Consider the following 23,425-nt stretch of genomic DNA (forward strand, 5'->3'; position numbering starts at 1 on the left):
TAAAGGGGGTGAACCGGCGGCTCACTCGGTATAGAGTTCGAGCTCGAGCACGGTGATATTGTAGGCATATACCGTTTCGATGTAGCCCCGACGTATTTCGCGGGCGGCATTCAAGCTCTGGATAAATTCGCTAATGTCGGTTTCGTTCTCCTGGAATTTCTTGACGGCACTGTTTTGCAGGGCCTCGGCCTCCTTGACGGCAGCCTGCTGGTAGTAGAGCAGACGCTCGCACTGGCGCACCAACTGGTTCTGCAGTTCGCTCACCCGGTTGGAGAGCTGGCGGCGATTGTCCTCGGCCTGCCAGTTGGCAATCTGCAGGTTGATGCGGGCCTGCTTGGCCCGGCTTTGCTGCGGAAAGAAGAGTATGGGGAACGATACGCCCACCATCCACGAGTTCAGACCCGAGAGGGGGGCTATCTTCTGGCGCACATAACCGACCGAAATTTCGGGGAAGAAGCGGCTGCGCTCGATCTTCAGCATATCCCGCTTCTCCTGTACCTGGGCACTGAAGTAGTCGAGGTGACGCGACGAGAGCGACAGACCGTCGGTCTGTCGCTGCATCACGGCCAGTGAAGTATCGGCCGGCAACAGGGCCTCGTCGCTGTAACAGGTCCAAGCAAACCGGCGCTCGGCCAGGTTCAACTCTTCCGAAGCCTCCATCCAACGGGTGTGCAGGTCGGTGGCCAGGGCCGTAATCATGTTGCGCTCGGCCAGGTCGATGTCGCCCTGCTGGTAGCGTTGCTCGCCGCTGTTCCGCAACCGCTCGGCCAGCTCCTTCTGCCCTCGATAGAGGGCGTCGATGTGGTAGGCATACTGGTAGTAGGCCCACGCCCGTTTCACCTCGGCCGTAATCTCTTTCTTCACCATGTCGCGGTAGCTCTCGCCCTTGCTTATCTGCGTGTTGGCCAGGGCATTTTTATAGAAGGGGGTGAGCAGCGAGCCGAGCGACTGCTCGATCGACAGTTCGTTGTCCTTGCTGCTCTCGCCGTTCAGTTGCCCCCAGGAGTAGCTGAACGAGGTGCTGCCGCCGTCCCAGGCTTCGCCCTTTGTGACGCGGGCCAGGGAGATTTCCGACTCGGCCATCTTCAACCGCGGGTTGTTGCTCTGGGCCATCTCGATGGCCTGCTCCATCGTCACGGTCTGCTGGGCCTGTGCGGCAGGCACGAAGGCTATCAGCAAAGCCAGACCCAAAGCAGCCTTACGGAGAGAGCGGCGACTCTTCCGGCGCAGCCGTTTGGCGGCCAGGATGCTCACGATACGGTAAAATGCGGGGATAATGATGAGCGTCAGGGCGGTCGAAACAATCAAGCCACCAATCACTACCGTGGCCAACGGGCGCTGTACCTCGGCACCGGCCGACTTGGCTATGGCCATCGGCACGAAGCCCAGCGAAGCTACCAGACCGGTAAGGAATACCGGGCGCAACAGGTGCGGGCAGCCCTCGGCAATGATGCGGCTGGTCGTCAAGGGATACCGGGTACGCTTGCGTATGTCGTTGAAGTGGTTAATCATGAGGATACCGTTCAGCACCGCCACACCGAAGAGGGCAATGAACCCGACACCGGCCGAGATGCTGAAGGGGAGGCCGCGCAGCCACAGGGCCACGATACCGCCGATGAGCGAGAGGGGCACGGTAGAGAATACGACCAGCGAATAGGTGATGCTGTGGAAGGCAAAGAAGAGCAACAGCAAGATGAGCATCAGGGCGATGGGGATAACCACCGTGAGGGTGCTGATGGCATTTTGCAGGTTCTCGAACTGGCCTCCATACTCGAAGTAGTAGCCGGGCTTGAGTTTCACGTTCTTGTCGAGCGACTCTCTGATCTGGTTCACCACCTGCTGAATATCGGCATCACGCACATTCACACCGATAACCACGCGTCGCTTGGTGGCGTCGCGGTTGATTTGCAGGGGGCCGTTTTCCAGCTCGATGCTGGCCACCTCGCTGACGGGGAACTGTATGTTGTCTTTCGTGCGGACAAAGAGCTTGTCGATGTTCAGGTCGCTCACCTTGTTCTTATCCAGGCGCACCACGAGGTCGAAGCGGCGTTCGTTCTCGAAGACAACCCCGGCCGTCTCGCCCGCATAGGCGGTGCGGATAACGGTATTCAGCTCTTCGATGTCGATGCCGTAGCGGGCAATCTTGGCCCGGTCGAAGTGAATGAGCAACTGGGGCAGACCCATGGCCTGCTCTACCTGCACGTCGGCAGCACCCGGCACCTGCTCGACATAACGGGCCGCCTCGCGCGCCTTGCTGTACAGCTCGGCCATATCCTCGCCGTAGAGCTTGATGGCAATATCGGCCTTGGCACCGGTCATCAGCTCGTTGAACCGCAGCTGAATAGGCTGGCTGAAGTTGAACTCGGCACCGTCGATCGAGTCGAGGCACTGCTTCATCTTCTCCACCATCTCGGCCCGGCTCGAGGCCGACGTCCATTCGCTGAAAGGTTTCATCACAATCATCACGTCGGCATCCTCGACTGCCATCGGGTCGGTAGGCACCTCGGCCGTACCTATTTTGGCCACTACGTGCTTGATTTCGGGGAAGCGCTCCTTGAGCCGTTTCTCGGCCTCGAGCGAAACCTCGATACTCCGGCTCAGCGAGCTACCGGCCGGGAGGGTCATCTGCATGGCGAAATCGCCCTCGTCGAGCGTCGGGATAAACTCGGCACCCAACCGGGTGAAGAGCAGCAACGACAGCACCAAAGCCACGAAGGCGGCGGCCACCGTACCCCACACATGGGCCTGGCTGAAGCGGAGCGTGCGTTGATAGAGGCGGTTCAACCAGTCGAAGAAGCGGTCGGCAAAGGTCCGCTTCACGGTCATCGTCCGTTTCAGGCAAAGCGACGCCATCATGGGCACATAGGTGAGCGACAGGATAAGGGCGCCGATAATACAGAAGACGAGCGTCTTGGCCATCGGCGTAAAGTATTTGCCCTCGATGCCGCTCAAGGTAAGTATGGGGAAGAATACAATCAGGATAATGAGCACGGCAAAGGTAGCGCTGCGGGCTACACGGCCGGCCCCCTTCTCGACCTCGTCGTTCATCTCTTCACGCGACAGCGTGCGACCGCGCAACTGCCGCCCGTAGAGGTGGGCCAGGATACCCTCCAGAATGACGATGGACCCGTCGACCACAATACCGAAGTCGATGGCACCGAGGCTCATCAGGTTGGCCGAGACGTTGAAGATGCGCATCAGGATAAAGGCAAAGAGCATGGCCAGCGGGATAACCGATGCGACAATCAACCCGGCCCGTACATTGCCCAGGAAGATAATCAGCACCAGAAATACGATGATGGCACCCTCGACCAGGTTGCGAATCACGGTCGAAATATTCCGATTCACCAGCTCCGAACGGTTCAGATAGGGCTCGACCGACACTCCCTCGGGCAACATCTGCTGCACCTTGGCCACCCGTTTCTCCAGCTCCTTGGTCACCACGTTGGCATTGGCACCCTTGAGCATCATGGCGATACCGCCCACACACTCGCCCTCGCCATCCTTGGTCATGGCACCGAAGCGTTTGGGAGCGCCGAACTGTACACGGCCTATATCGCCGATGTGTATGGGGATACCGCCCCGGTTGGTCACCACGATCTGCTCCACGTCGTGCAGGTCTTTGATCATACCCTCGGAGCGTATGTAGTAGGCGCGGTTTATCTTTTCGATATAGCTGCCGCCCGTATTCTGGTTGTTCCGGCTCAAAGCCTCGAACACCTCGCCTATCGTGATGTTGAGCGAATAGAGAGCGTCGGGGTCGACAGCCACCTCGTACTGCTTCAGATAGCCGCCGAAGCTGTTGATTTCGACAATGCCGGGGATACCCGAAAGCTGACGTTTCACAATCCAGTCCTGGATGGTGCGCAGCTCCATGGCATCGTAGCGGTCTTCATAGCCCGGCGCCACCTTGAGCACATACTGGTATATCTCGCCCAGACCGGTGGTGATAGGCATCAGCTCGGGAGTTCCCAGTTCCGGCGGGATTTCGCCCGATACCATCTGAATCTGTTCGTTGACCAACTGGCGGGCATCCAGCGTGGGCACATCCTCCTTGAAAACCACCGTCACAAGCGACAGTCCGAAACGCGATACCGAGCGTATCTCCTCGACATTCATCACGTTGCTCATGGCTATCTCGATGGGGAAAGTAATGAGCTGTTCTACCTCTTGCGGAGCCAGCGTAGGCGACACGGTGACAATCTGCACCTGGTTGTTGGTGATGTCGGGCACGGCATCGATAGGCAGCGTCAACATGGAGTATATGCCGCCCGCCAGAAGCAACAGGGTGGTCAGGGCCACAAACAGCTTCCTTCGGATTGAAAAGTGTACGATCTTTGAAAACATATGTGATAGATACTAAATTTATAATCGTTACAAAGTTACTACCTCCCTCCTATTTCTCCGACTACTTGCCGGTGAACCGACCAAAATGGGGGTTGAAACGGAAAATCGGCCGGGTGATTTTCCCGCGCCCTCAACTTCTCCGGCCCGTAATCGCCGCCCCCTCCCCTTCCCGACCGACAAAACCCGACGGATACCACAAGGGGCCGCATCGCCTGTCGGCGACACAGCCCCTTGACTGGATACAACATGTAACCCGTGTTATGCCGGGTGATGGCGGGTATCAGAACCGAAATAGATTACTATCTTATTATTGTGCCATTCCCCTCATCCGGGAAATTTATCCATCAACCGCTCAAGCCGGCCGATGAGCTCGCGGCCGAGGGAGGTTTTCTCCTCGATGTGGCGGCAGACCATCTGGACGAAGGGGTCGCTCTCGAACTGGCCCCGCACCTGCTCGAAGTCGCCGTCGCGCTGGCTGGCCGAACCGTCGACCCCGAAGCCGATGCGCGAAACGGTCGAGAACTCCTTGCGGGCGTCTTCGTAGAGCAGGCGGTCGAGCTCCACGACCGACTCGTTCCACTGCCGCACGATGGCGACAATGTCCTGCGGGGTGAGCCGGTCGACACTCTTCCCATACCAACGGCTCATCTGCGAGCACACCCAGGTCCACTCCATGTCGTAGTAGCGGCTGTGCAGGTCGCGGAAGTCGGCTTCGGCCTGCTCGAGGGTGTAGCTGTTGTCTCCGGCGATGCGGTCGATTTCGGCCTCGACGGCCTGTTTGGGCAGGATGAGTCCCGCCAGGTCTACCCACTCGCCCAGCCCCAGCGGGTCGGTAGGTTGCAGCCTGCGGTGCAGGTCGGTAAGGTCTGCAAAGGGAGCCCCCTCGAGCCGCTTGATGATGGAGTTGCCCATGAACTTGTGCACGGCCAGCGTGTAGAGGTGTATCCCCTTCTCGAGCGAACTGTGCCTGATGGTGGTACTCTGGAACGAGTAGCTCTCGGAGGTTTCGCCCGAGGTCTGCTTGAGCCCCTGCAGGGTGTCGATGCTTTGCAGCATCTTCTGGATGGTATAGGGGCTGAGCAGGTTGAAGTTGATGCAGTCGAGCTTGTCGGGGTCGGTGCGGCGGTCGCGCTTGGGCCACTTCTGGGCATCACGTATGGTGCCCACGCTCTTGAGGTTGGCCCCCGGCACGAGGTAGGAGTGCTTGCCGTGCTCAATCAGGTAGGAGAAAGGCATGCCCGAGGTATCGGGGTGGTTGACGTGCCGCCCCATGATGAGCGAGAAGGCCCCTATCCTGGCGGGCCACAGCATGTAGGAGTCGCTGGTGGTCTTCGACCCGCGCTCGACCACACCCTGGTGGATGGGCCCCAGCTTGTACATGTGGTTGCTCTGGTTCGACCCGCTGCCGGCGTTCAGAAAAGAGAACATGCCGGCAATGAGCAGGCTCGACTTGTGCATGGTCACCGTGTAGGGGCCGGCAAAGATGGCGCAGGCCTCGCCGTTCTCGCCCTGGCAGTTGCTGAAGAAGAGCGAGTCGTGGGCCGAGAAGAGGTGCGAAAGGTGGCAGGCTTGCCCCACGAAGCAGCGCGACAGTACCGCGCCGTCGCTCACGCAGGCGCCCGAACTGATGATGAAGTCTTGTGCGGTGACGTTGGCCCCGATGGTTACGGGGGCCTCGGGGCAACTGTTGATGGTGCCGTTGTCGAGACGCGAGGCGCCGTCGATGCGACAGGCATCGCCGATGCAGAGATTGCGTATCGTCCCCGTGTTGACGATGTGCACACCGCGGCCTATGGTGCCGCAGTCGCTCGTCACGGTGGCGGTATAGTCGGCCACCAGCTGCCGGAGCCGCCCGATGAGGTCGGGCCGGTGGCGATACATGGCCATGAGGTAGGCCATCTGTGCCGAGAGCCGGTTGTAGATGGGAACCTCGCGGCCGCCCGTCTCGTTGAGTACCGACACCTCGGTGCCGTTGCCGAAGGAGCTCTCTCCCTCGGTCAGCAGCAGGTTCACGTTCTGAATGTAGCAGTCGTCGCCTATGCGATAGTTGGCGATGTAGTTGGCCACCCCCTCGATGAAGGTGTTGTTGCCCACCGTGCAGTTGTGCAGGGCGACGTGGTGCAGCCCGGCACGTCGGGTAAGTCCGCCCGGCAAGGCGAAGTTTTTTTCAAATACCCCTAGCCTTACCTGCCCCGAGAATCGGGTGTGGGTAACGGTTTCGGGCACGAAGCCTTCGGCTACAAGCACCTGGCTCCAGTCGTCGGCCACGCAACCCTGGGCTGTGAGCCGGCTGATTTCTGAGTCATTGAGTTTACGATAATTCGTCATACTGGCAAAGATTAAGAGGCCGGAGGAGGTAGCCCAGTAAATTATTCAGGCAAAGAGGCGCCCCGGTCAGGAGGCGCCTTCGTCGTCGTTGTTGTCGGTGGCAATCTCGTCGTAGTGCTGGAAGAGGAAGTCGTTGTAGGGGAAACGCGTGGTGTGAATCTCCTTCACACGCTGGTAGAGCAGCGACTTCAGCTCGTCGATGTTGGTCTTGTTGCGGGCCGAGATGAAGATGCAGTTGTCGTGCATCTTGGCCATCCAGGTCTCTTTCAGCTCGTCGAGCGAGATGTTTTCGCGGGTGCGCGGAGTGAGGTCGTCGGCCGCCTTCTCGACGTAGGAGAAGGCATCGATTTTGTTGAATACCAGAATCATGGGCTTGTCGGCCGAGTCGCACACCTCTTGCAGGGTCTTGTTCACCACCTCGATCTGCTCCTCGAAAGCCGGGTGCGAAATGTCCACGACGTGGAGCAGCAGGTCGGCCTCGCGAACCTCGTCGAGGGTCGACTTGAACGAGTCGACCAGGTGGGTGGGCAGTTTGCGAATGAACCCTACGGTATCGGAGAGGAGGAAAGGCAGATTGTCGACAATCACCTTGCGCACCGTGGTGTCGAGGGTGGCAAAGAGCTTGTTCTCGGCAAAGACCTCGCTCTTGGCCAGCAGGTTCATCAGGGTCGACTTGCCCACGTTGGTATAGCCCACCAGTGCCACGCGCACCAGTTTGCCGCGGTTCTTGCGCTGGATGCTCTTCTGGCGGTCGATGCTTTTCAGCTCCTCTTTCAGGTGTGAAATCTTGTCGAGGATGATACGGCGGTCGGTCTCGATCTGGGTCTCACCGGGACCACGCATACCGATACCACCCCGCTGCCGCTCGAGGTGCGTCCACAAGCGGGTAAGCCGCGGCAGCAGATACTGGTATTGCGCCAGCTCGACCTGCCGTTTGGCGTTGGCCGTCTGGGCCCGTTTGGCAAAGATGTCGAGAATGAGGCTGGTGCGGTCGAGAATCTTCACTTGCAGCTCCTTCTCGATGTTCTGCACCTGCTTGGCCGAGAGGTCGTCGTCGAAGATGACCATGCCTATCTCGTTCTCGTCGATGTAGTTCTTGATTTCGGCCAACTTGCCCGCACCGACGAATGTGCGGGAGTTGGGGGTGTCGAGCCGTTGCAGAAACTTCTTCACAGGCTGGGCACCGGCAGTTTCGGCCAGGAAGGCCAGTTCGTCGAGGTATTCGTTAGCTTTCGCCTCGTTCTGGGTGTTGGTAATCAACCCCACCAGAACGGTGCGTTCGGTTTCTTCTTGGGTTAAGATAAATTCTTTCATGCGTTATGCTCCAAAGACCTGCCATGCACATAATGCTTTTCGCCGGGTCTTTGTTTAGTTGTTAAACAGTTTTTCAATCGTGACAATCTGGTAATCGTAAAAGTCGCGGGTGGCAGCATCGGTGGTGACGGCCCGTTTCTGCTTGTAGAGCGTGAGTACCTTTTTGAGGGCTCCGCTCATGTAGGGTGCCATTTCGGCTACCGACATCGAGGGTCCCAGCGTGAAGCGGGTGAACGACTGCTCTTCGGCCTGGTGTGCCATCACGTGGCTGCAGGGAAAGGGAATCCCCTCGAGGTCAACATCGTCGGTCAGGGTCCCCAAATTCACCTTCACCGGAGTTCCCTGCAAATCGGAGTACTGGATGAGCAGCTCGATGGTCTCGCTTTGCAGGTCGCGCTCCACGTCGTTGAGCTTGCGGCCCTGGTAGGTGGCCTTGAAGACCTCAGCAATCACGTCGCTGAGGTAGCTCTCGACGGTGTAGTTTTTCACCGGGTCGATGGCTCCACCCTCACGGATGCGGAAGAGGGTAGCCGGTTTGATGAGGCTGGCCGGGAGGGTGCGGTGTATCGAGCTGGCGTAGTTGACGTTGGCTCCGATGCGTTGCAGCAGGTCGGCCGGGGTGAGCCAGTCGCGATAGGTACGGGCCTGGTTGAGCACCCATTTCAGGGCCTTCCGCTGGGTAGCCTTGTCGAGGTAGACATAGGGCAGCGTATCGTCGCCCTGGCGCACCTCGGTATAGAGCACACCGCCGATGTAGGGCACCACGTGGCGCAGGTGGCGGTTGTACTGTTGCACGAGTGCCGAGTATTCGTCGCGTATCGTACGGTAGTCTTTCCCCTCGTCGAAGAGCCATTTCTCGAAATTCTTCACGATAATCTTGAGATTCGATATGGCCATCTCGCCTGCCTTGAAGTGGTCGTTGCTCAGGTCTTCGGTCTGGTCGGTGGGGTCGTAGGTATCGGGGTACTGCTGGGCTCCGAAGGTGTACATGGGGTCGGCCTTCTTCTCGGCTATCCAGCGGTCGAGCGTGGCCACCTCGTCTTGCGGAGTGGCGGCACCGTCAATCAGTCGGTAACCCCAGTTGATGGCGTAGATGTCGTAGACTCCCAGGATGGGCGGGGTGAGCCGCACGCCGCGCTCATAGTCGCCAGGCTGGGCCACGAAGTTGTTGCGGGCATAGTCCATGATACTGGGCGTAGTACCATACTTTTGAGTAAACGAGGGGCTGCGCAGCGAGTCGATGGTGAAGGCGTAGCTGGCTCCCATGTTGTGCATGAGGCCCAGCGTGTGACCAATCTCGTGCGAGGCGACGTAGCGCAGCGATTCGCGCATGACGTCGTTGTCGAAGGTCTCCTGTCTCACCCGCGGGTCTACGGCTCCCGTCTGGGCAAACCGCCAGTTGTGTACCAGCGAGATGACGTTGTGATACCAGATGACATCGGCCGTGAGGATTTCGCCGCTGCGGGGGTCGACATAGCTCGGGCCCATGGCGTTGGCAATATCGGTGACGGCATATTTCACACAGCTGTACCGCATGTCGTCGGGGTCGAAGTCGGGGTCGTTCTTGGGATAGTCGCGGGCCACGATGGCATTCTTGAAACCGGCAGCCTCGAAGGCGGTGTTCCAGTCCTCCACACCTTGCTTCACGATGTCGCGCCACTTCTCGGGGAAGGCACTGTCGACGTAGAAGACAATCGGCTGCTTGGGCTCAACCAGCTCGCCTCTGAAGTAGGCTTCGCGATCCTCGTCCTTCGGTTCGAGCCTCCAGCGGTGGATGTATTGCGTGCGGTCTATGCGGTCCTTGTCGCTCGTGTAGATGTTTTTGGTACTCGAGAAGAAACCCACCCGACGGTCGTAGATACGGGGACGCATGGGTTGCTCGGGCAGAAGTACCAGCGAGCGGTGCATGGTCACGGTGCAGATGTTGTCGCCGGTGAAGCTGAGCACCGAGCGAATCTCGCAGTTCTGCGGGAAACTCTTGGCTCCCAGGATGTAGGAGTTGGCCGAGGTGTAGGTGCCCGTCTTTATCTTGGAAGAGGGATTGCTGGGCATGGGGCTGATAATCTTCTCGTTGGTCTTGAAGAAGTCGCTCATGTCCACCACCACGTCCTTGCCGTTCTTGGCCTCGATTTTGAAGGCCTTGATGATGGGGTCGCCAAAGTTCTTGTCGAACGAAGCAGCAATGGGGTCGTCCTTGTCGATGATGTTGCTATGCTGCACCAGGTGCATGAAGAGCGTCTGCTCGTTCTTGCTGAAGCGAATCATAAAGGGGTCGGTGGTCATCTCGCCGGCCACGAAGAGCTTGGGGTCGGTGGTAGCGGCCACCCGGCTCGAGAGCAGGAAGATGCGGTTCATCAGCGAGTCGGGCACCTCGACCAGCAGTTTGTTTTCGGTGGTCAGATGCAGGGTGAACATGCCCTTCTGCGTCTTGGCTCCCTTGACGAGCTTGTCGTATTTCGACTCTTTGGCGGTCGTATCGGCCACCTGTTCTTTCTTGTTCTCTTTTTTACTTTTCCGTTTGGCGTAGCAATCTGCGGGGGTCACTCCGGCAACGAGGAGGGCCGCAAGCGTCGCCCATACCAGTTTCTTCATATCTCTGTTTTTTGTGTATGCTTCTCTATTGAAGTGCAAAAATAGAGCAAACCGACTGCAGAAACAAGTGACAAGGCGTAAAAAAACTGAATGAGCGTGCAACCTATCCCGCTATTTTAGTGGCCATTCGTTCTTCTTTTAGGGCTTCATACCCCGATGTTCACCTCATCCTCCACAGGCCCAGCCTCGTGTCGCAAAAGGGAAAAACACCGCAGACGATATCTCCCGCATACCGTGCCGCAGCACGATACGACAGAGACGCCGCATCGGCAGTTGAATGACAAGAAAAACTCGGAAAGGCCCAAAAACCAGGCTTTAACGCAGATAGTCGTCGAGCGGAATGTTGTACTTTTTCAGGATGGTCTCGGGGTTGTACGACAACTTGGCCTCGCGCAGACCCGGATCGCCGGCATCGTCCTCACGGTTGATGTACTGCACCTCGGGGTGAGCCTCGACCATCTGTGCCGAGTAGAACAGATTGATGGCTTCGTAGGCACCCACCACCTCCTTACGGGCTTTCTCGATATGCACGACCAGGGTATCGCCCACCACTTCGCCCACCGAGAAGGCGGCAATCTCGCCCCCCACGCGCAGCACACCCCCTTCGAACGGCAATCGGTCATACTCGCGCAGCACTTGAGCCACCATGCTCTCTTCGTAGGCAAACAGCTCGCTGTCTTTGTGATAGGCCTGCATGTAGCGGTCGAAGAAGGCAATCAGTTCGGGCAGGTTCTGCGGCGTGATGGCTTCGTATTGGAAATCGGGATAGGTGCTCTTGAACTTGTTCACCCGGTTGCGCTTCTTGTTGAAGCGGTGCCCCACGAGGGTAGCCAGGTCGGTAGCCCGGTAGAGGTAGTCGCCCCAGTCGGGCAGCTCGGTGATGGGGCAACCATAGAGTTCGGCAATGGCCTGCGCCGCCGGTTCAGGCACGGCCGAGAGGATAAACGGCAACCCGTGCTGGCGGCAGTAAGCCCCCAGCAGCGGCAATGAATCTTTCAAATCGAGACTCCCCACCGGCACGGCAAAAGCGGTGTTTTGCAGATGGTCTTCCTCGCCCCCCTTGATAAAGAGGGTATCGCGGCAGATGGCATACTCGTAACCAAAATAACCGACCCACATATAGATGCCGCCAATCGAGAAGTCGCAAGTGCGGTAGCTTTGTCGGGTCAGGTAAGGTGCTATCTCGTGCAGCGAGTCGAGAGTAATCGGTTTGAATACCAGGTGGCAATCGGTTGTTGCCGGTTGTGTAGATTCGGGGGTGATGCCCGGTCGGGTTGTCTCCATGAGGCTGTTTCTTTACTTAAATGGCTCAGGTTAAGAACGATTCGGTAAAATCGAAAATCGTCTGAGCGACTTCGTTATCGGTCGTTTGTACTATTTTCTCGGTGCAAAAATAGATAAATTTTATTAGTGACATATTTATAAACAATCTATTTTACCCGTTGGTTCCGAAAATTTAAAACTAATAGACATTCTTTTTCATAAAAGACACAATATTCTTGTTCAACATCTCAAATTGATATATAAATATTTGTATTATTAGAAAAATGATATATATTTGCAGAAATTTTGCACTAATTGAATTTGAACTTTAACCTGAAAAAACCAAATGTCACTCATCATTCCTCAACGCTATAAACTCAAACTTCTGCCCGAAACTACCGAGATGGCCATCAAGATGTTGAAAGATGCTTTTCAAGAGCGACTTTCCAAAGCCCTGAACCTGCGCCGGGTCACGGCTCCGCTGTTTGTACTCTCGGGTACGGGGTTGAACGACGACCTCAACGGCAACGAGCGTGCCGTGTCGTTCCCCATCGCCGCCATGGAGGGACGTCGGGCCGAGGTGGTGCACTCGCTTGCCAAATGGAAGCGGGTGAAACTGGGAGCCTACGACATCGCCCCGGGATTCGGACTCTATACCGACATGAATGCCATTCGCACCCACGAAGAGCTCGACAACCTGCACTCGCTCTACGTCGACCAGTGGGACTGGGAGAAGACCATCACCCGCGAAGACCGCAACCTCGAATACCTCAAGGAGACCGTGCGCACCATCTACCGCGTAATCAAGGAGTGCGAGGCCCTCATCTACGAAGAGTTCCCCCACATCACCCCCACCCTGCCCGACGAGATAACCTTTATCCACACCGAGGAGCTGCTGCAACAGTATCCGCACCTCACCCCCAAGGAGCGCGAGGCAGCTGCGGCCCGACGTTACGGGGCAGTGTTCCTCATCGGCATCGGGCAACAACTCAGCGACGGCACCCGACACGACGGCCGCGCCCCCGACTACGACGACTGGACCACCCCCAACAGCGACGGCTACCTGGGGCTGAACGGCGATATTATCCTGTGGAACACCGTGCTGGAAATACCCTTCGAACTTTCGTCGATGGGAATACGGGTCGACAAGGAGGCGCTGCTCCGCCAGCTCGACATCTGTGGTTGCCCCGAGCGGGCACAACTCAATTTCCACCGGGCCCTGCTCCACGACGAACTGCCTCTCTCGATAGGCGGCGGTATCGGGCAATCGCGCTTCTCGATGTTTCTGCTCCAGAAAGCCCACATCGGCGAGGTACAGGCCAGCATCTGGCCCGAAGAGCAGATAGCCGAGTGCGCCCGGCACAACATTCATCTGTTGTAATCACTCCCGTGCTTTCGATTGATAATGAGATTTTTCCATACAACCGTACGAACCCCCGGCCACAGAAGCAAAAAAATAATTCGATTTTTTTTGGAACGAAGAGTTGCAGAATTGAAAAAAGCGTTCTATCTTTGCACTCGCAAAACGAAACTGGTGCGGTAGTTCAGCTGGTTAGAATACATGCCTGTCACGCATGGGGTCGCGGGTTCGAGTCCCGTCCGCACCGCAATAAACATTGGGAATCAATGTTTTACAAATCAAACACCCGATTTTACACCCAAAAATGTAAAGTCGGGTGTTTTTGTATTATTTAGGAAAAACGCCGACAACGGTACAGAGTTAATGCTAAGTAGAGGTGCTTAGGAAAAAGATTTTATTACTTTTGTCGAATCTTTAGATATTATTTTATGAAGCAGTTGTGGCAATACATCAAGAATCCTCAGGAGAATTGTCCTTATGATTTCAGTCTAAGGACGATGCTCTTGTCGGTAATGCTGTGTCTATTAGTACCACTATTCTTTAAAGTTCTGACTGTATCCGTATTTATCATTGCAGGAGTTGATTTGCCTGCAATGACATCTGATAAATCTGTTTTTCCTCTATGCTTTCTGATTATTGTACCTCCAATAATAGAAGAACTTGGATTCAGATTACCATTGAAAAGAAGCAGATTTAATCTCTACACATCGGTAGCCGTAATAGCCTTTATGTTTTCGGCAATTTTCGCAGGAGGACTCTATTCGGAACATCTATTATGCCGAATAGTATTCGCAATAATTTCATCAGCTGTCATAAACCTCATTGGGGGCAAATGGCTTCTGCAAGTACGATTCAAGGATTTCTTCTATTCAATAGCAATCCTTTTCGCTATGTTGCATATAGCTAATTACAGCCATCAGACTTTAGATGTGTCACAGTGGTTGTATGTTGTTTGTTATGCTTGTGCCAAGATTCCTGGATCTATATTATATGGATACGCAAGAATAAAACACGGAATGTTATTCAGTATAGTCATACATATAATCAATAATATACCCTCAATAATTGTTCTCGCTTAACAAATAGTCAATAATATAAAAAAGACGGCGACCTTCATTGAAATTATACGATCGCCATTATTGTTTATAGTTTCATTCCTTGGCTCCTTTTCGGCTGTATAGGCTGACGTAATGATTGTCGGAGTTTGTCGTATTGCTCCTTGAACCATTCGCCAATCGGTTGCTTGTTTATGGTCAGTACCAGTTTCTCGTCATCGGCCGGATTCCTTTCTACCTTGAAAACATCATTCTTGATGTCAAACTTCCGCCTATATTCTTCGGAATAAATCCTGCCATTGCACCTGATAGCTTCTTTCTTTGTCAATAGGCTCTCTATCATTTCTTTGGTGAAGCCGATAGCTGCGCACAATTTTTCCATTCTCAGCATCTCCCTGAGCATCGGGAACCACTTGAAAGCCTTTTCAAGCAGGGTATTCAGCCGTGATATTTCCTTGTCTTTGGCTTCAAGTTCCTGATTGTGTATTCCTTGCAGATTACGTATCTGCCTGCTGTAAAAGAAGTGCCTCTTTGTGGATTAACAAGCCGTAATTGGGAGTTCTCTACATCGTATGTCATACCGCGCTACGACACGGCGGTTTGGTCATTCCGCACCGTGATGCGGAATCCAGAGAATACTGTCTGCGGCATTTCCCCGTTTGCAGCCCGGGGTTGGACCCCGCATCGAGTGCGGGGTGACACACTGCAGACATACCGCGCTACGCGAGGACGGTTTGTCTGTCATTCCACACCACGGATGTGGTATCCAGGAATATCCGGGCGGGACGGTCTACAAAAAGGAATATTCTCGGGAAAGAGATTTATCGGCTCCCGCTGTTCAACATTTTCTGAAAAAAGGCCGAGACTTGTTGCTCGATGCGGGTCATCGTGCGTTCGACCTGCCGGTCGTTCCACGAGCCGGAGCGGCGGGCCTCGTCGAGCAGGGTGCGACTTTGGGCATAGACCACCTTCTCGAGGCCGAGCAGTTGTTGGGTCATGCCGCTACCGTCGGGGCGGAAGAGGCGTGCCATGTGCAGGTAGTGCGACCCGCTGCCGCGCTCGATGGGGAAGGCTTCGCGCTTCAACGCATTGGCCCACTCGCACAAGGGGGCACGCAATGTATCGCCACTGGCCTGCAACAAAGCGGGCACGCCGCTGTTGCAGCCGAGCCACACCGGCAGCACCACCGAGCAGGGGGGATAGCCCAACACGGTCCACATTGTCGTAAACGCCGGCGACTCGCCGGGCTTTACCCCCTCGACCACCAGCGAGGCCGAGGTGCTGCGCCGGGGAATGAAATCTTGATCGACCACCCAGTCATCGCCCGAGAAATCGCGACCCAGCAACGTATGGTAAAACGAACGGGAGCAGACACCGGTAAGCCACTCGGGGGTAATGGCCTTTTGTGCCGCCACGGGGTCGAAAAGTCGAGCGGCATTGTCGTAGCGGATATAGCCGAATCCCTCGTCGGGGCGGCCCGACATCGAGTAGTTGGTGCGCAGCAGATAGCCGTCAGGACTATCGGCCACGTCGTAGCGGGTCACCTCGTGGTTGTTCACCTCGAAATAGGCGGCTCCCCCCTCGGCATCGATGGCCCCGAAATTGGCCTCCACCCCGATGGGCCGGGGCCACTCGTCGAGCAGACGGGCAAAGTCGTCGACCGTACGGCACACGGCCAAAGCCCGCTTCATCACCACCCCCTCGCGGTCGGCCAGCGACGAGGTATCGTTCTTGAGGTTATACGAGGCGGTGTTCATCACGGCAAACCCTACGCTGTTGTAGCCGGTCCACACCTCACGGGCCAGCGTGTCGGTACCATTGACCACTCCCACGAAAGAGAACTGGCCCTTGACGGCATCGAAGCGCACGATGCGGTTGTTGAGGTCGGAGGCATCGCGATGCTTCCACAACAGCGGACGTCCGTCGGGGGTCACCCGCCCCGAAACGACTGCCGAGGTACAGGCCCAGGCCGGCATCCCGGCCACCACACACAAGAGAATGAGGAGAAACAACCGTCTACACATGGCTTTGATTTTTTACAAACATAGGGAAAATTCTTCATTTTTTCCGTAAGTTTGCAAAGAACAAATACCGAAAGATTATGTCACAATATATTTTCGAACTGGAGATGCAGGTGCGCGACTACGAGTGCGACATGGAAGGCATCGTCAACAACGCCAACTACCAGCACTATCTCGAGCACACCCGCCACGAGTTTCTGGCGGCTGCGGGCATCTCGTTCGTCGAGATGCGCGAGCGGGGCATCGACCCGGTAGTGAACCGCATCGAAATCAACTACAAGATGCCGCTGCGCAGCCGCGACCGCTTCGTGAGCAAACTCTACATGCGCCGCGAGGGCATCAAGTTTGTCTTCTACCAGGATATTTACAAGGTATCGGGCGAACTGTGCATCAAGGCGGTGGTCGAGACGGTGTGCACCACACAGGGACGCATCACCCGCGGCGAGGAGTTTGTACCCTACTTCGAACGATTCCTGCAACAAGAGTAACCGACCAACCAATCATTCCCCCCCTCATCATGGAACAAGAGCTTCTCTACCGCATCGCGCTCTCGCGCATCAAGGGCATGAACAAGTCGCTGGCCCAGCACATCCACGAGACGGTCGACAGCCTGGCTCTGTTCTTCGAACTGCCCGAGGCCCAACTGCAACAGATGACGGGCATCACGGGACGAATACTCCACGACGATGCCCGCCGCACAGCCCTGCAGGCAGCCCGACAGGAGATGGAGTTTATCGAGAAGGGGAACATCACCCCGCTCTACTTTACCGACCCCGCCTATCCGCACCGGCTCGTCGACTGCATAGATGCGCCGCCGCTGCTCTACTACCGGGGTACGGCCGACCTGAACGCCGCCAAGGTGGTGAGCGTGGTGGGTACCCGCCGGGCCACCGACTACGGGCGCAGCTTCTGCGAGGCGATGATTCGCGACCTGGCAGCCCGTTTTCCCCATCTCGTCATCGTGAGCGGACTGGCCTACGGCATAGACATCTGTGCTCACCGCGCGGCCCTGAAGCAGGGGCTCGACACGGTAGCCGTGCTGGCTCACGGGCTCGACCACATCTACCCCTCGAGCCACCGCAACACGGCGGCCGAGATGGTTGCCCACGGCGGACTGCTCACCGAGTATCCCGGCTACCACGCCATGCATCCGGCCTTTTTCGTGGCCCGTAACCGCATTGTGGCGGGATTGGCCGACGCCGTAGTCATTGTCGAGTCGCGCGAAAAGGGTGGCGCCCTCATCACCGCCGGCATTGCCGAGAGCTATCACCGCGACGTCTTTGCCTTGCCCGGCGACATTCACCGCGAGAGTTCGGCCGGCTGCAACCACCTGATCCGCCGCAACCGGGCGGCCCTCATCACCTCGGCCGACGACCTCGTCGAAGCCATGTGCTGGCAGGTACCCCGACGCGAGGCGGTGCAACGCTCGCTCTTTCCCGACCTTACCGACGAAGAGCAACCGATTGTCGACTACCTGAAGGCCCGGGGCGAGGGGCAGATAAACCGCATGACCGTCGAACTGAACCAACCGCTGTCGCAACTGCTGTCGGTGCTGGTCGAGCTGGAGTTCAAAGGGGTGGTCAAGGCATTGCCGGGCGGAGTCTACAAACTGTAAACCTCATCGCACGCACAAAAAAAGCGGGAGAAAAGGGGCTCAGCCAGCCCGATTTCCTCCCACCGGTGGTATCTTCGATTTTATCTATCGCTACAAATAGGGTTGCGTGTCGTTGTCGCAATTGGTATCCCCGTCGCAACAGTCGCAATGGCCGTCGCAATGCTCCTCCTTAACCTCAAGTTCGAAGGTGGCATGGTCGATACCCAGCTCGTGCAGAGCCTGTTTCAAGCGATGTTTCACTTCGTGCATGCGCATGATGTCCGACACCACCACATGAGCCGTGAGCGCCGTTTGCGTGGTGCTGATGGCCCAGATGTGCAGATGGTGCACGTTGATGACGTCGGGGTCGGACGAGAGCACCTGCTCGACCCGCTCGACATCGATACCCTCGGGCACGCCGTCGAGCGCCAGGCGCAGGCTCTCCTGCAGCAGATGCCAGGTGGAGTAGAGAATCACCAGACCCACCACAATACCGATAATGGGGTCGATGATATTCCAACCCGTGTATTTAATCACTACACCCGAAATCAACACACCCACCGACACCAGCGTATCGGCCGCCATGTGCAGGTAGGCCCCCTTGACGTTCAGGTCTTTCGACTTGTCGGCAAAGAAGAGGTAGGCCGTAAAGGCGTTGACCACGATACCGATTGCAGCCACCCAGGCAATGGCACTACCGTCGAGCGGCGCCGGATTACGCAGCTTGTCGATACTCTCGTAGAGAATCACCGCCACCGCCACGAACAAGATAGCCGCATTGAGCAGCGATACCAGCACGGTACTCTTCTTGTAACCATAGGTATACTGCAACGAGGGTTTCGCCAGCGAAAGACGCAAGGCGAAAAGGGCCAGAACGAGGCTCACCACGTCGCTCAGGTTGTGACCGGCGTCGGAGAGCAGAGCCAGCGAATCGTAGTAGAAACCGGCTCCCGCCTCGGCCACGACGAAGAGCACATTCAGCACGATACCGATGATAAACGACCGGTTGAGCTTCTGCAAATCGGGGGCCGGGTGATGGTGGTGATGATGTTCCATAGCGACGGAATATCTGGGTTAGAAAGGCTTGAATCCCATAATTTCACGCACCTCGCGCAAGGTCTTCGAGGCGGTTGCGCGAGCCTTCTCGGCACCCATCTTCACGACACGGGCCAGATAAGCCTCGTCGTTCTGGATTTCGAGGAAGCGCTCCCGAATCGGCAACGTCACCTTGAGAATATCCTCGGCCAGTTGCTTCTTCAAGTCGCCGTAACGGATTTCGCAGGTATTGTATTTCTCTTCGAAGTAGGCAACCGTATCGGGCGAAGAGACGATTTTGAGCAACGTGAAGAGGTTCTCGACCGCCTCTACCTTGGGCGAATTGGGTACTTTGGGGCCCTCGTCGGTCACGGCACGCATGATTTTCTTGCGCAGCGTCTTCTCGTCATCAATCAGATAGACGCAGTTGCCCTCCGACTTACCCATCTTGCCCGAGCCGTCGAGACCAGGCACCTTGATAGGCTCGCAGCCGAAGTTGAAATTCTGCGGCTCGGCAAAATATTCGACCCCGTAGGTCGAGTTGAACCGACGGGCAAAACGGCGCGTCAGCTCCAGGTGTTGTTCCTGATCCTTACCTACCGGTACATAGTTACCGTGTTGAATGAGAATATCGACCGCCATCAGCGTAGGGTATGTGAGCAATCCGGCATTCACCCGCTTGTTGGTGTTGTTGCCGATAATCTCGTGCTCCACATCCTCATCGCTATCGGACTTGATGCCCAGTTGCTTGCGGGCCTTGTCCTTGAACGAAGCCGTACGCATCAGTTCACCGATACCCACGTGCATATTCATCAGCAGATACATCTCCGGTATCTCGGGCACATCGCTCTGTACAAACAGAGTCGATTTTTCGGGGTCGAGCCCCGCAGCCAGATATTCGCAAAGGATGTCGCGCACATTCTCATGCAGCGTCTTGGGATCGGGATGCGTAGTGAGAGCATGCCAGTCGGCTATAAAGAAATAGCTGTTGTACTTGTTCTCTTCCTGCATTTTCACAAAATTGCGCAGGGCACCATAATAATTTCCCAAATGTAAATTTCCCGTGGAGCGTATTCCACTAACTACAACTTCTTTCATTTCTCGTACAAATATATATCCTTATCATTATATTCGTTAGATGCCTCTCCGAGGCGGCTGCAGACTTATCGCCCGGGCGTTTGATTCGCTCCGAGGTCCAGCCCGTACGGGGCCCGGCAACACACTCCCGCAAAGGTACAAAAATAGCGGTAAGATGGTTTATCGCCCGAGTAAAAAATCACAACTATCCGCACAAACTACCGAGTCCCTGTTTGACAGAGGGGAACACAACCAGCGGAGCGGCGGAATCCGGAATGGCAGTGAGCGAAAACAAAGCCCGGTTCAACTCCTCTCCGTGGAGTGTAACCGGGCTCGTATATTCAATTTCGCTCAACTCTTTTTTTTGACGCTCTCAATCCAGGTCTTCCACCTCGTCGATAGGAAGCTGGCGACGGAATATCTCGCGGAAAGAGATCAACGTCTCGGTGCGCGACAGCCCGATGGGTTGCAGCTTGGTGTGGATAATCTCGAGCAGGTGCTGGTTGTTCCGGGCAAACAGTTTGATAAACATGTCGTACTGTCCGGTCGTGAAATGGCACTCGACCACCTCGGGAATTTTGTGCAACTCCTCCACCACGTGCTCGAAGTCGCCCGGATTCTTCAGGTAGAACCCCATATAGGCACACGTTTCAAACCCGATCTTGTTTGAGTCTATAATGTATTCCGATCCTTTGAGGATTCCCAGGTTGGTCAATTTTTGTACCCGCTGATGAATGGCGGCTCCCGAAACATTACACTCCCGTGCCACTTCGAGGAAAGGAATGCGTGCATTCGCTGCAATGAGTTTCAAAATTTTATAGTCCAATTCGTCTAACTGATGATGTCCCATGGTTCTTTTTTTCGATTTTTTACAACTGTTTTATTATTTTGAGAACAAAGATAGTAATAAATTTACAGGTTTCGATTATCTATCCTGTTAATTTTGCAGGAAGTATTCCGTATTAAAGATTTTTGACCGATACATCGGCTCCAAAAAAGTTACAATTTGAAACTATTTCTCCAATTTTCATTTACCAAACAGCCTCTACAGGGGATTATTAAGTGGCAAAAATACAGACTGTTTTCTATTTCGTTACATACACCGATTATCCCATTTAAACGCCTGTCGAGACGGGTTCGAGAAACTTTATAGTTCTATTTTTTTAAAGATTCCTTTAAATCTATTATATTTGTATCCACTTATAACCCCAACCTACTATGATACGAATCTCACCAGTCCGTGCCGATAACGATTCGGCTCTCGACTTTATCGAGCATATTTATACCGAGTCTTTCCCTCCAGACGAGCGGAGAGACTTCGACGAGGTCGTGCGTCTGTTGCGAGAGAACGACGATTTTGCCATTGCGCTGCTGTCTGACGAGGAGCATCCCATCGGATTCATCTCCTATTGGTCCTGGAGCGACTTTACCTATATGGAGCACTTCGCCATCGACAGCCGATGCCGGGGTGCCGGCTATGGTGCCGCAGCCATGACTGCTCTGCTGGAACAGCTCGGGAAACCCGCCGTGCTCGAAGTCGAGAAACCCGAAGATGACCTGAGTCGACGACGTATCGCATTCTACCAGCGGTTGGGCTTCGTTCTCTCCACGAGACCCTATACCCAGCCCCCCTACTCGCCCGACCGTCATTCGCTGGAACTTTACCTCATGTCGTATGGAGCAATCGACCTCGACCACGTTTTCGACGCGGTAGTAACCCGCATTCACAGCCGAGTCTACGGCGTAGAGTGAAGCCGGAACCGCCTGCAACCTACAAACCGTAGCTGACCGACTGATTGGCAAAATGTTAAAAGCCGAATTTAACATATTAAATAGCAACGAAAAGAAGGAATCTTAATGATATTATACTATTTTTGTACAAAAATGTGCCGTGAGGCAAAAGACTTTATTATGAAGAAACATTCATTTTTGAAATATTGTGCATGTATACTGCTCACACTCATAGCCGTATCGTGCTCGACCGGAAACAAAGAACAAAAGATTGTCACTGTAACCATACAACCTCAGAAGTACTTTGCCGAGAAGATCGCAGGCGATCGTTTCGACATCAACTGCATCGTGCCTCCGGGCAGCAATCCCGAGGCTTACGACCCTTCGCCTTCGCACCTCGTGCATCTGGGCAAGAGCATTGCCTACTTCAAAATCGGGCACATCGGATTTGAACTGGCCTGGATGGACAAGTTGGAACAGAACAATCCGCACATGAAAATCTTCGACAACTCCGAGGGTATCAACATTCTCTCGGGCACTCACGAGCACAGCGACAACGACAGTGACAATCACCATCACCACTTCGATGCCGACCCTCATACCTGGAGCTCGCCCAAGAATGCTCGTATCATCGCCAAAAACATGTACGACGCCTTTGTGAGCCTCGACCCCAGCGGAGAGAAGGTATACCGCCAGAACTACGAAGCCCTGCTGGCCGAGATAAACCAGGTCGACTCGGTGATGACCCGCAAACTGACACCCGTAAGCGGAACCATGTTTGCCATCTATCACCCCTCGCTCAGCTACCTGGCCAAAGACTACAATCTGCACCAGCTCAGCCTCGAATACAATGGCAAGGAGCCCTCGGCTTTCTATCTGAAAAAAGCAATCGACGTGGCTAAAGAGAATCACGTGAAGGTAATCTTCATCCAACAGGAATTCGACGCCAAACAGGCCGAATCGTTTGCCCAAGAGATTGGTGCGAAAGTGGTTTCCATCAACCCGCTCAGCTACAACTGGAGTGAAGAACTTTTAAACATCACCAATGCCATTGCTGGAGAATAAAATCATAGCCATCGAGAACCTGTGGCTCTCGTATGGCGACAAGAGTGTGCTCGAAGACATCAACCTCGACATCTTCCGAGGCGACTTCCTGCTGGTTTCGGGACCGAACGGCGGTGGCAAGACCTCGTTGCTGCGCACCATACTGGGTTTGCAGAAACCTACACAGGGAGCTATCTACTTCTTCGAAGGAGGCCGACAGGTCCCCTCGCTCGACATCGGGTATCTGCCCCAGAAAAACAGCATCGACAGCCGGTTTCCCATCACCGTAGAAGAGGTTGTAGCCTCGGGGCTGATGGGCAAGAATGCCAAACGCCCCAAGTCGGTCGAGCGGCGCGAAATAGACCACATGCTCGACCTCATGGGGATAACGGCCCTGCGCGAGAAAACCATCGGTGTACTCTCGGGTGGACAGTTGCAACGCACCTTGTTTGGCCGGGCACTCATCTCGCACCCCGAGATGCTGATTCTCGACGAACCCTCGTCGTATATCGACCGCCAGTTCGAAGTGCGCATGGTCGAAATTCTGCGTGAACTCTCGAGCCGGGGTACCACCATCATGATGGTTTCGCACGAAATCGAACCCTTCATCACCCTGTCGAACCGCAACCTCTATATCGACCACACGCTGGGCGACCGATAGTGG

General features: G+C 55.5%; 15 protein-coding genes, 1 tRNA gene and 1 pseudogene. 7 read left to right on the forward strand and 10 right to left on the reverse strand.

Translation table 11 applies throughout. The features are described 5' to 3' along the window. Positions 1-21: 21 nt before the first annotated feature. From ABGT88_RS11850 to ABGT88_RS11870, 5 genes are all read right to left on the reverse strand, one after another. Positions 22-4,347 (reverse strand): CusA/CzcA family heavy metal efflux RND transporter, encoded by a 4,326-nt coding sequence (locus tag ABGT88_RS11850; protein WP_346702304.1) that lies wholly within the window; start codon positions 4,345-4,347, stop codon positions 22-24. 324 nt (positions 4,348-4,671) lie between these two features. Then, on the reverse strand, positions 4,672-6,675 hold the full coding sequence (locus tag ABGT88_RS11855; protein ID WP_346702306.1) for a DUF4954 family protein: 2,004 nt from the start codon (positions 6,673-6,675) through the stop codon (positions 4,672-4,674). Positions 6,676-6,741: 66 nt separating this feature from the next. Beyond that, positions 6,742-7,989: a GTPase HflX gene (hflX, locus tag ABGT88_RS11860; RefSeq protein WP_087408338.1), complete on the reverse strand. Its 1,248-nt coding sequence runs from the start codon at positions 7,987-7,989 to the stop codon at positions 6,742-6,744. A gap of 54 nt (positions 7,990-8,043) precedes the next feature. Beyond that, positions 8,044-10,581 (reverse strand): zinc-dependent metalloprotease, encoded by a 2,538-nt coding sequence (locus tag ABGT88_RS11865; protein ID WP_258327065.1) that lies wholly within the window; start codon positions 10,579-10,581, stop codon positions 8,044-8,046. Positions 10,582-10,896: 315 nt separating this feature from the next. After that, positions 10,897-11,865: a DUF2156 domain-containing protein gene (locus ABGT88_RS11870; protein WP_258327064.1), complete on the reverse strand. Its 969-nt coding sequence runs from the start codon at positions 11,863-11,865 to the stop codon at positions 10,897-10,899. Between the two features lie 325 nt (positions 11,866-12,190). On the opposite strand from ABGT88_RS11870, the gene asnA reads away from it, so the two are divergent. Further along, positions 12,191-13,225 (forward strand): aspartate--ammonia ligase, encoded by a 1,035-nt coding sequence (gene asnA, locus ABGT88_RS11875; RefSeq protein ID WP_087408335.1) that lies wholly within the window; start codon positions 12,191-12,193, stop codon positions 13,223-13,225. 152 nt (positions 13,226-13,377) lie between these two features. Continuing rightward, positions 13,378-13,451, forward strand: a tRNA-Asp gene (locus ABGT88_RS11880). A gap of 896 nt (positions 13,452-14,347) precedes the next feature. Here the strand turns inward: ABGT88_RS11880 and ABGT88_RS11885 are convergent. Further along, positions 14,348-14,770: pseudogene (locus tag ABGT88_RS11885) on the reverse strand (mobilization protein); the annotation flags it as partial. 310 nt (positions 14,771-15,080) lie between these two features. Continuing rightward, complete coding sequence (locus ABGT88_RS11890; protein WP_346702310.1) at positions 15,081-16,283, reverse strand: carcinine hydrolase/isopenicillin-N N-acyltransferase family protein; 1,203 nt, start codon at positions 16,281-16,283, stop codon at positions 15,081-15,083. Between the two features lie 77 nt (positions 16,284-16,360). Between ABGT88_RS11890 and ABGT88_RS11895 the strand changes: the two genes are divergently transcribed. Both ABGT88_RS11895 and dprA read left to right on the forward strand, forming a co-directional pair. Then, positions 16,361-16,768: a thioesterase family protein gene (locus ABGT88_RS11895; RefSeq protein WP_298663121.1), complete on the forward strand. Its 408-nt coding sequence runs from the start codon at positions 16,361-16,363 to the stop codon at positions 16,766-16,768. 29 nt (positions 16,769-16,797) lie between these two features. After that, positions 16,798-17,895, forward strand: coding sequence for a DNA-processing protein DprA (dprA, locus tag ABGT88_RS11900; protein WP_258327053.1), 1,098 nt, complete (start codon positions 16,798-16,800; stop codon positions 17,893-17,895). A gap of 90 nt (positions 17,896-17,985) precedes the next feature. On the opposite strand, the gene ABGT88_RS11905 is transcribed toward dprA, so the two are convergent. The 3 genes from ABGT88_RS11905 to ABGT88_RS11915 form a co-directional block, all read right to left on the reverse strand. Further along, positions 17,986-18,930 carry a cation diffusion facilitator family transporter gene (locus tag ABGT88_RS11905; protein WP_346702313.1) on the reverse strand — a complete coding sequence of 315 codons (945 nt, stop codon included), beginning with the start codon at positions 18,928-18,930 and terminating at the stop codon, positions 17,986-17,988. Between the two features lie 18 nt (positions 18,931-18,948). Beyond that, positions 18,949-20,007 carry a tryptophan--tRNA ligase gene (trpS, locus tag ABGT88_RS11910; RefSeq protein WP_087408329.1) on the reverse strand — a complete coding sequence of 353 codons (1,059 nt, stop codon included), beginning with the start codon at positions 20,005-20,007 and terminating at the stop codon, positions 18,949-18,951. Between the two features lie 352 nt (positions 20,008-20,359). Continuing rightward, positions 20,360-20,836 (reverse strand): Lrp/AsnC family transcriptional regulator, encoded by a 477-nt coding sequence (locus ABGT88_RS11915; RefSeq protein WP_087408328.1) that lies wholly within the window; start codon positions 20,834-20,836, stop codon positions 20,360-20,362. 368 nt (positions 20,837-21,204) lie between these two features. Between ABGT88_RS11915 and ABGT88_RS11920 the strand changes: the two genes are divergently transcribed. The 3 genes from ABGT88_RS11920 to ABGT88_RS11930 all read left to right on the forward strand — a co-directional run bounded on the left by ABGT88_RS11920 (position 21,205) and on the right by ABGT88_RS11930 (position 23,422). Then, positions 21,205-21,738 carry a GNAT family N-acetyltransferase gene (locus ABGT88_RS11920; RefSeq protein WP_087408327.1) on the forward strand — a complete coding sequence of 178 codons (534 nt, stop codon included), beginning with the start codon at positions 21,205-21,207 and terminating at the stop codon, positions 21,736-21,738. A gap of 159 nt (positions 21,739-21,897) precedes the next feature. Continuing rightward, entirely contained in the window at positions 21,898-22,782 is an 885-nt protein-coding gene (locus ABGT88_RS11925; RefSeq protein WP_087408326.1) for a metal ABC transporter solute-binding protein, Zn/Mn family, read from the forward strand. Further along, positions 22,763-23,422, forward strand: coding sequence for a metal ABC transporter ATP-binding protein (locus ABGT88_RS11930; RefSeq protein ID WP_087408325.1), 660 nt, complete (start codon positions 22,763-22,765; stop codon positions 23,420-23,422). Before ABGT88_RS11925 ends, ABGT88_RS11930 begins: the two co-directional genes overlap by 20 nt. The last annotated feature ends 3 nt before the right edge of the window (positions 23,423-23,425 follow it).

This window comes from Barnesiella sp. An22, from assembly GCF_963931395.1.
Taxonomy (GTDB): domain Bacteria; phylum Bacteroidota; class Bacteroidia; order Bacteroidales; family Barnesiellaceae; genus Barnesiella; species Barnesiella merdigallinarum.

Coding starts and splice junctions, on each gene's coding strand:
- ABGT88_RS11890 (WP_346702310.1), bottom strand. CDS start 16,283: ATGTGTAGACGGTTGTTTCTCCTCATTCTCTTGTGTGTGGTGGCCGGG.
- ABGT88_RS11895 (WP_298663121.1), top strand. CDS start 16,361: ATGTCACAATATATTTTCGAACTGGAGATGCAGGTGCGCGACTACGAG.
- ABGT88_RS11850 (WP_346702304.1), bottom strand. CDS start 4,347: ATGTTTTCAAAGATCGTACACTTTTCAATCCGAAGGAAGCTGTTTGTG.
- ABGT88_RS11920 (WP_087408327.1), top strand. CDS start 21,205: ATGATACGAATCTCACCAGTCCGTGCCGATAACGATTCGGCTCTCGAC.
- ABGT88_RS11915 (WP_087408328.1), bottom strand. CDS start 20,836: ATGGGACATCATCAGTTAGACGAATTGGACTATAAAATTTTGAAACTC.
- hflX (WP_087408338.1), bottom strand. CDS start 7,989: ATGAAAGAATTTATCTTAACCCAAGAAGAAACCGAACGCACCGTTCTG.
- ABGT88_RS11905 (WP_346702313.1), bottom strand. CDS start 18,930: ATGGAACATCATCACCACCATCACCCGGCCCCCGATTTGCAGAAGCTC.
- ABGT88_RS11855 (WP_346702306.1), bottom strand. CDS start 6,675: ATGACGAATTATCGTAAACTCAATGACTCAGAAATCAGCCGGCTCACA.
- trpS (WP_087408329.1), bottom strand. CDS start 20,007: ATGAAAGAAGTTGTAGTTAGTGGAATACGCTCCACGGGAAATTTACAT.
- ABGT88_RS11930 (WP_087408325.1), top strand. CDS start 22,763: ATGCCATTGCTGGAGAATAAAATCATAGCCATCGAGAACCTGTGGCTC.
- ABGT88_RS11870 (WP_258327064.1), bottom strand. CDS start 11,865: ATGGAGACAACCCGACCGGGCATCACCCCCGAATCTACACAACCGGCA.
- asnA (WP_087408335.1), top strand. CDS start 12,191: ATGTCACTCATCATTCCTCAACGCTATAAACTCAAACTTCTGCCCGAA.
- ABGT88_RS11865 (WP_258327065.1), bottom strand. CDS start 10,581: ATGAAGAAACTGGTATGGGCGACGCTTGCGGCCCTCCTCGTTGCCGGA.
- dprA (WP_258327053.1), top strand. CDS start 16,798: ATGGAACAAGAGCTTCTCTACCGCATCGCGCTCTCGCGCATCAAGGGC.
- ABGT88_RS11925 (WP_087408326.1), top strand. CDS start 21,898: ATGAAGAAACATTCATTTTTGAAATATTGTGCATGTATACTGCTCACA.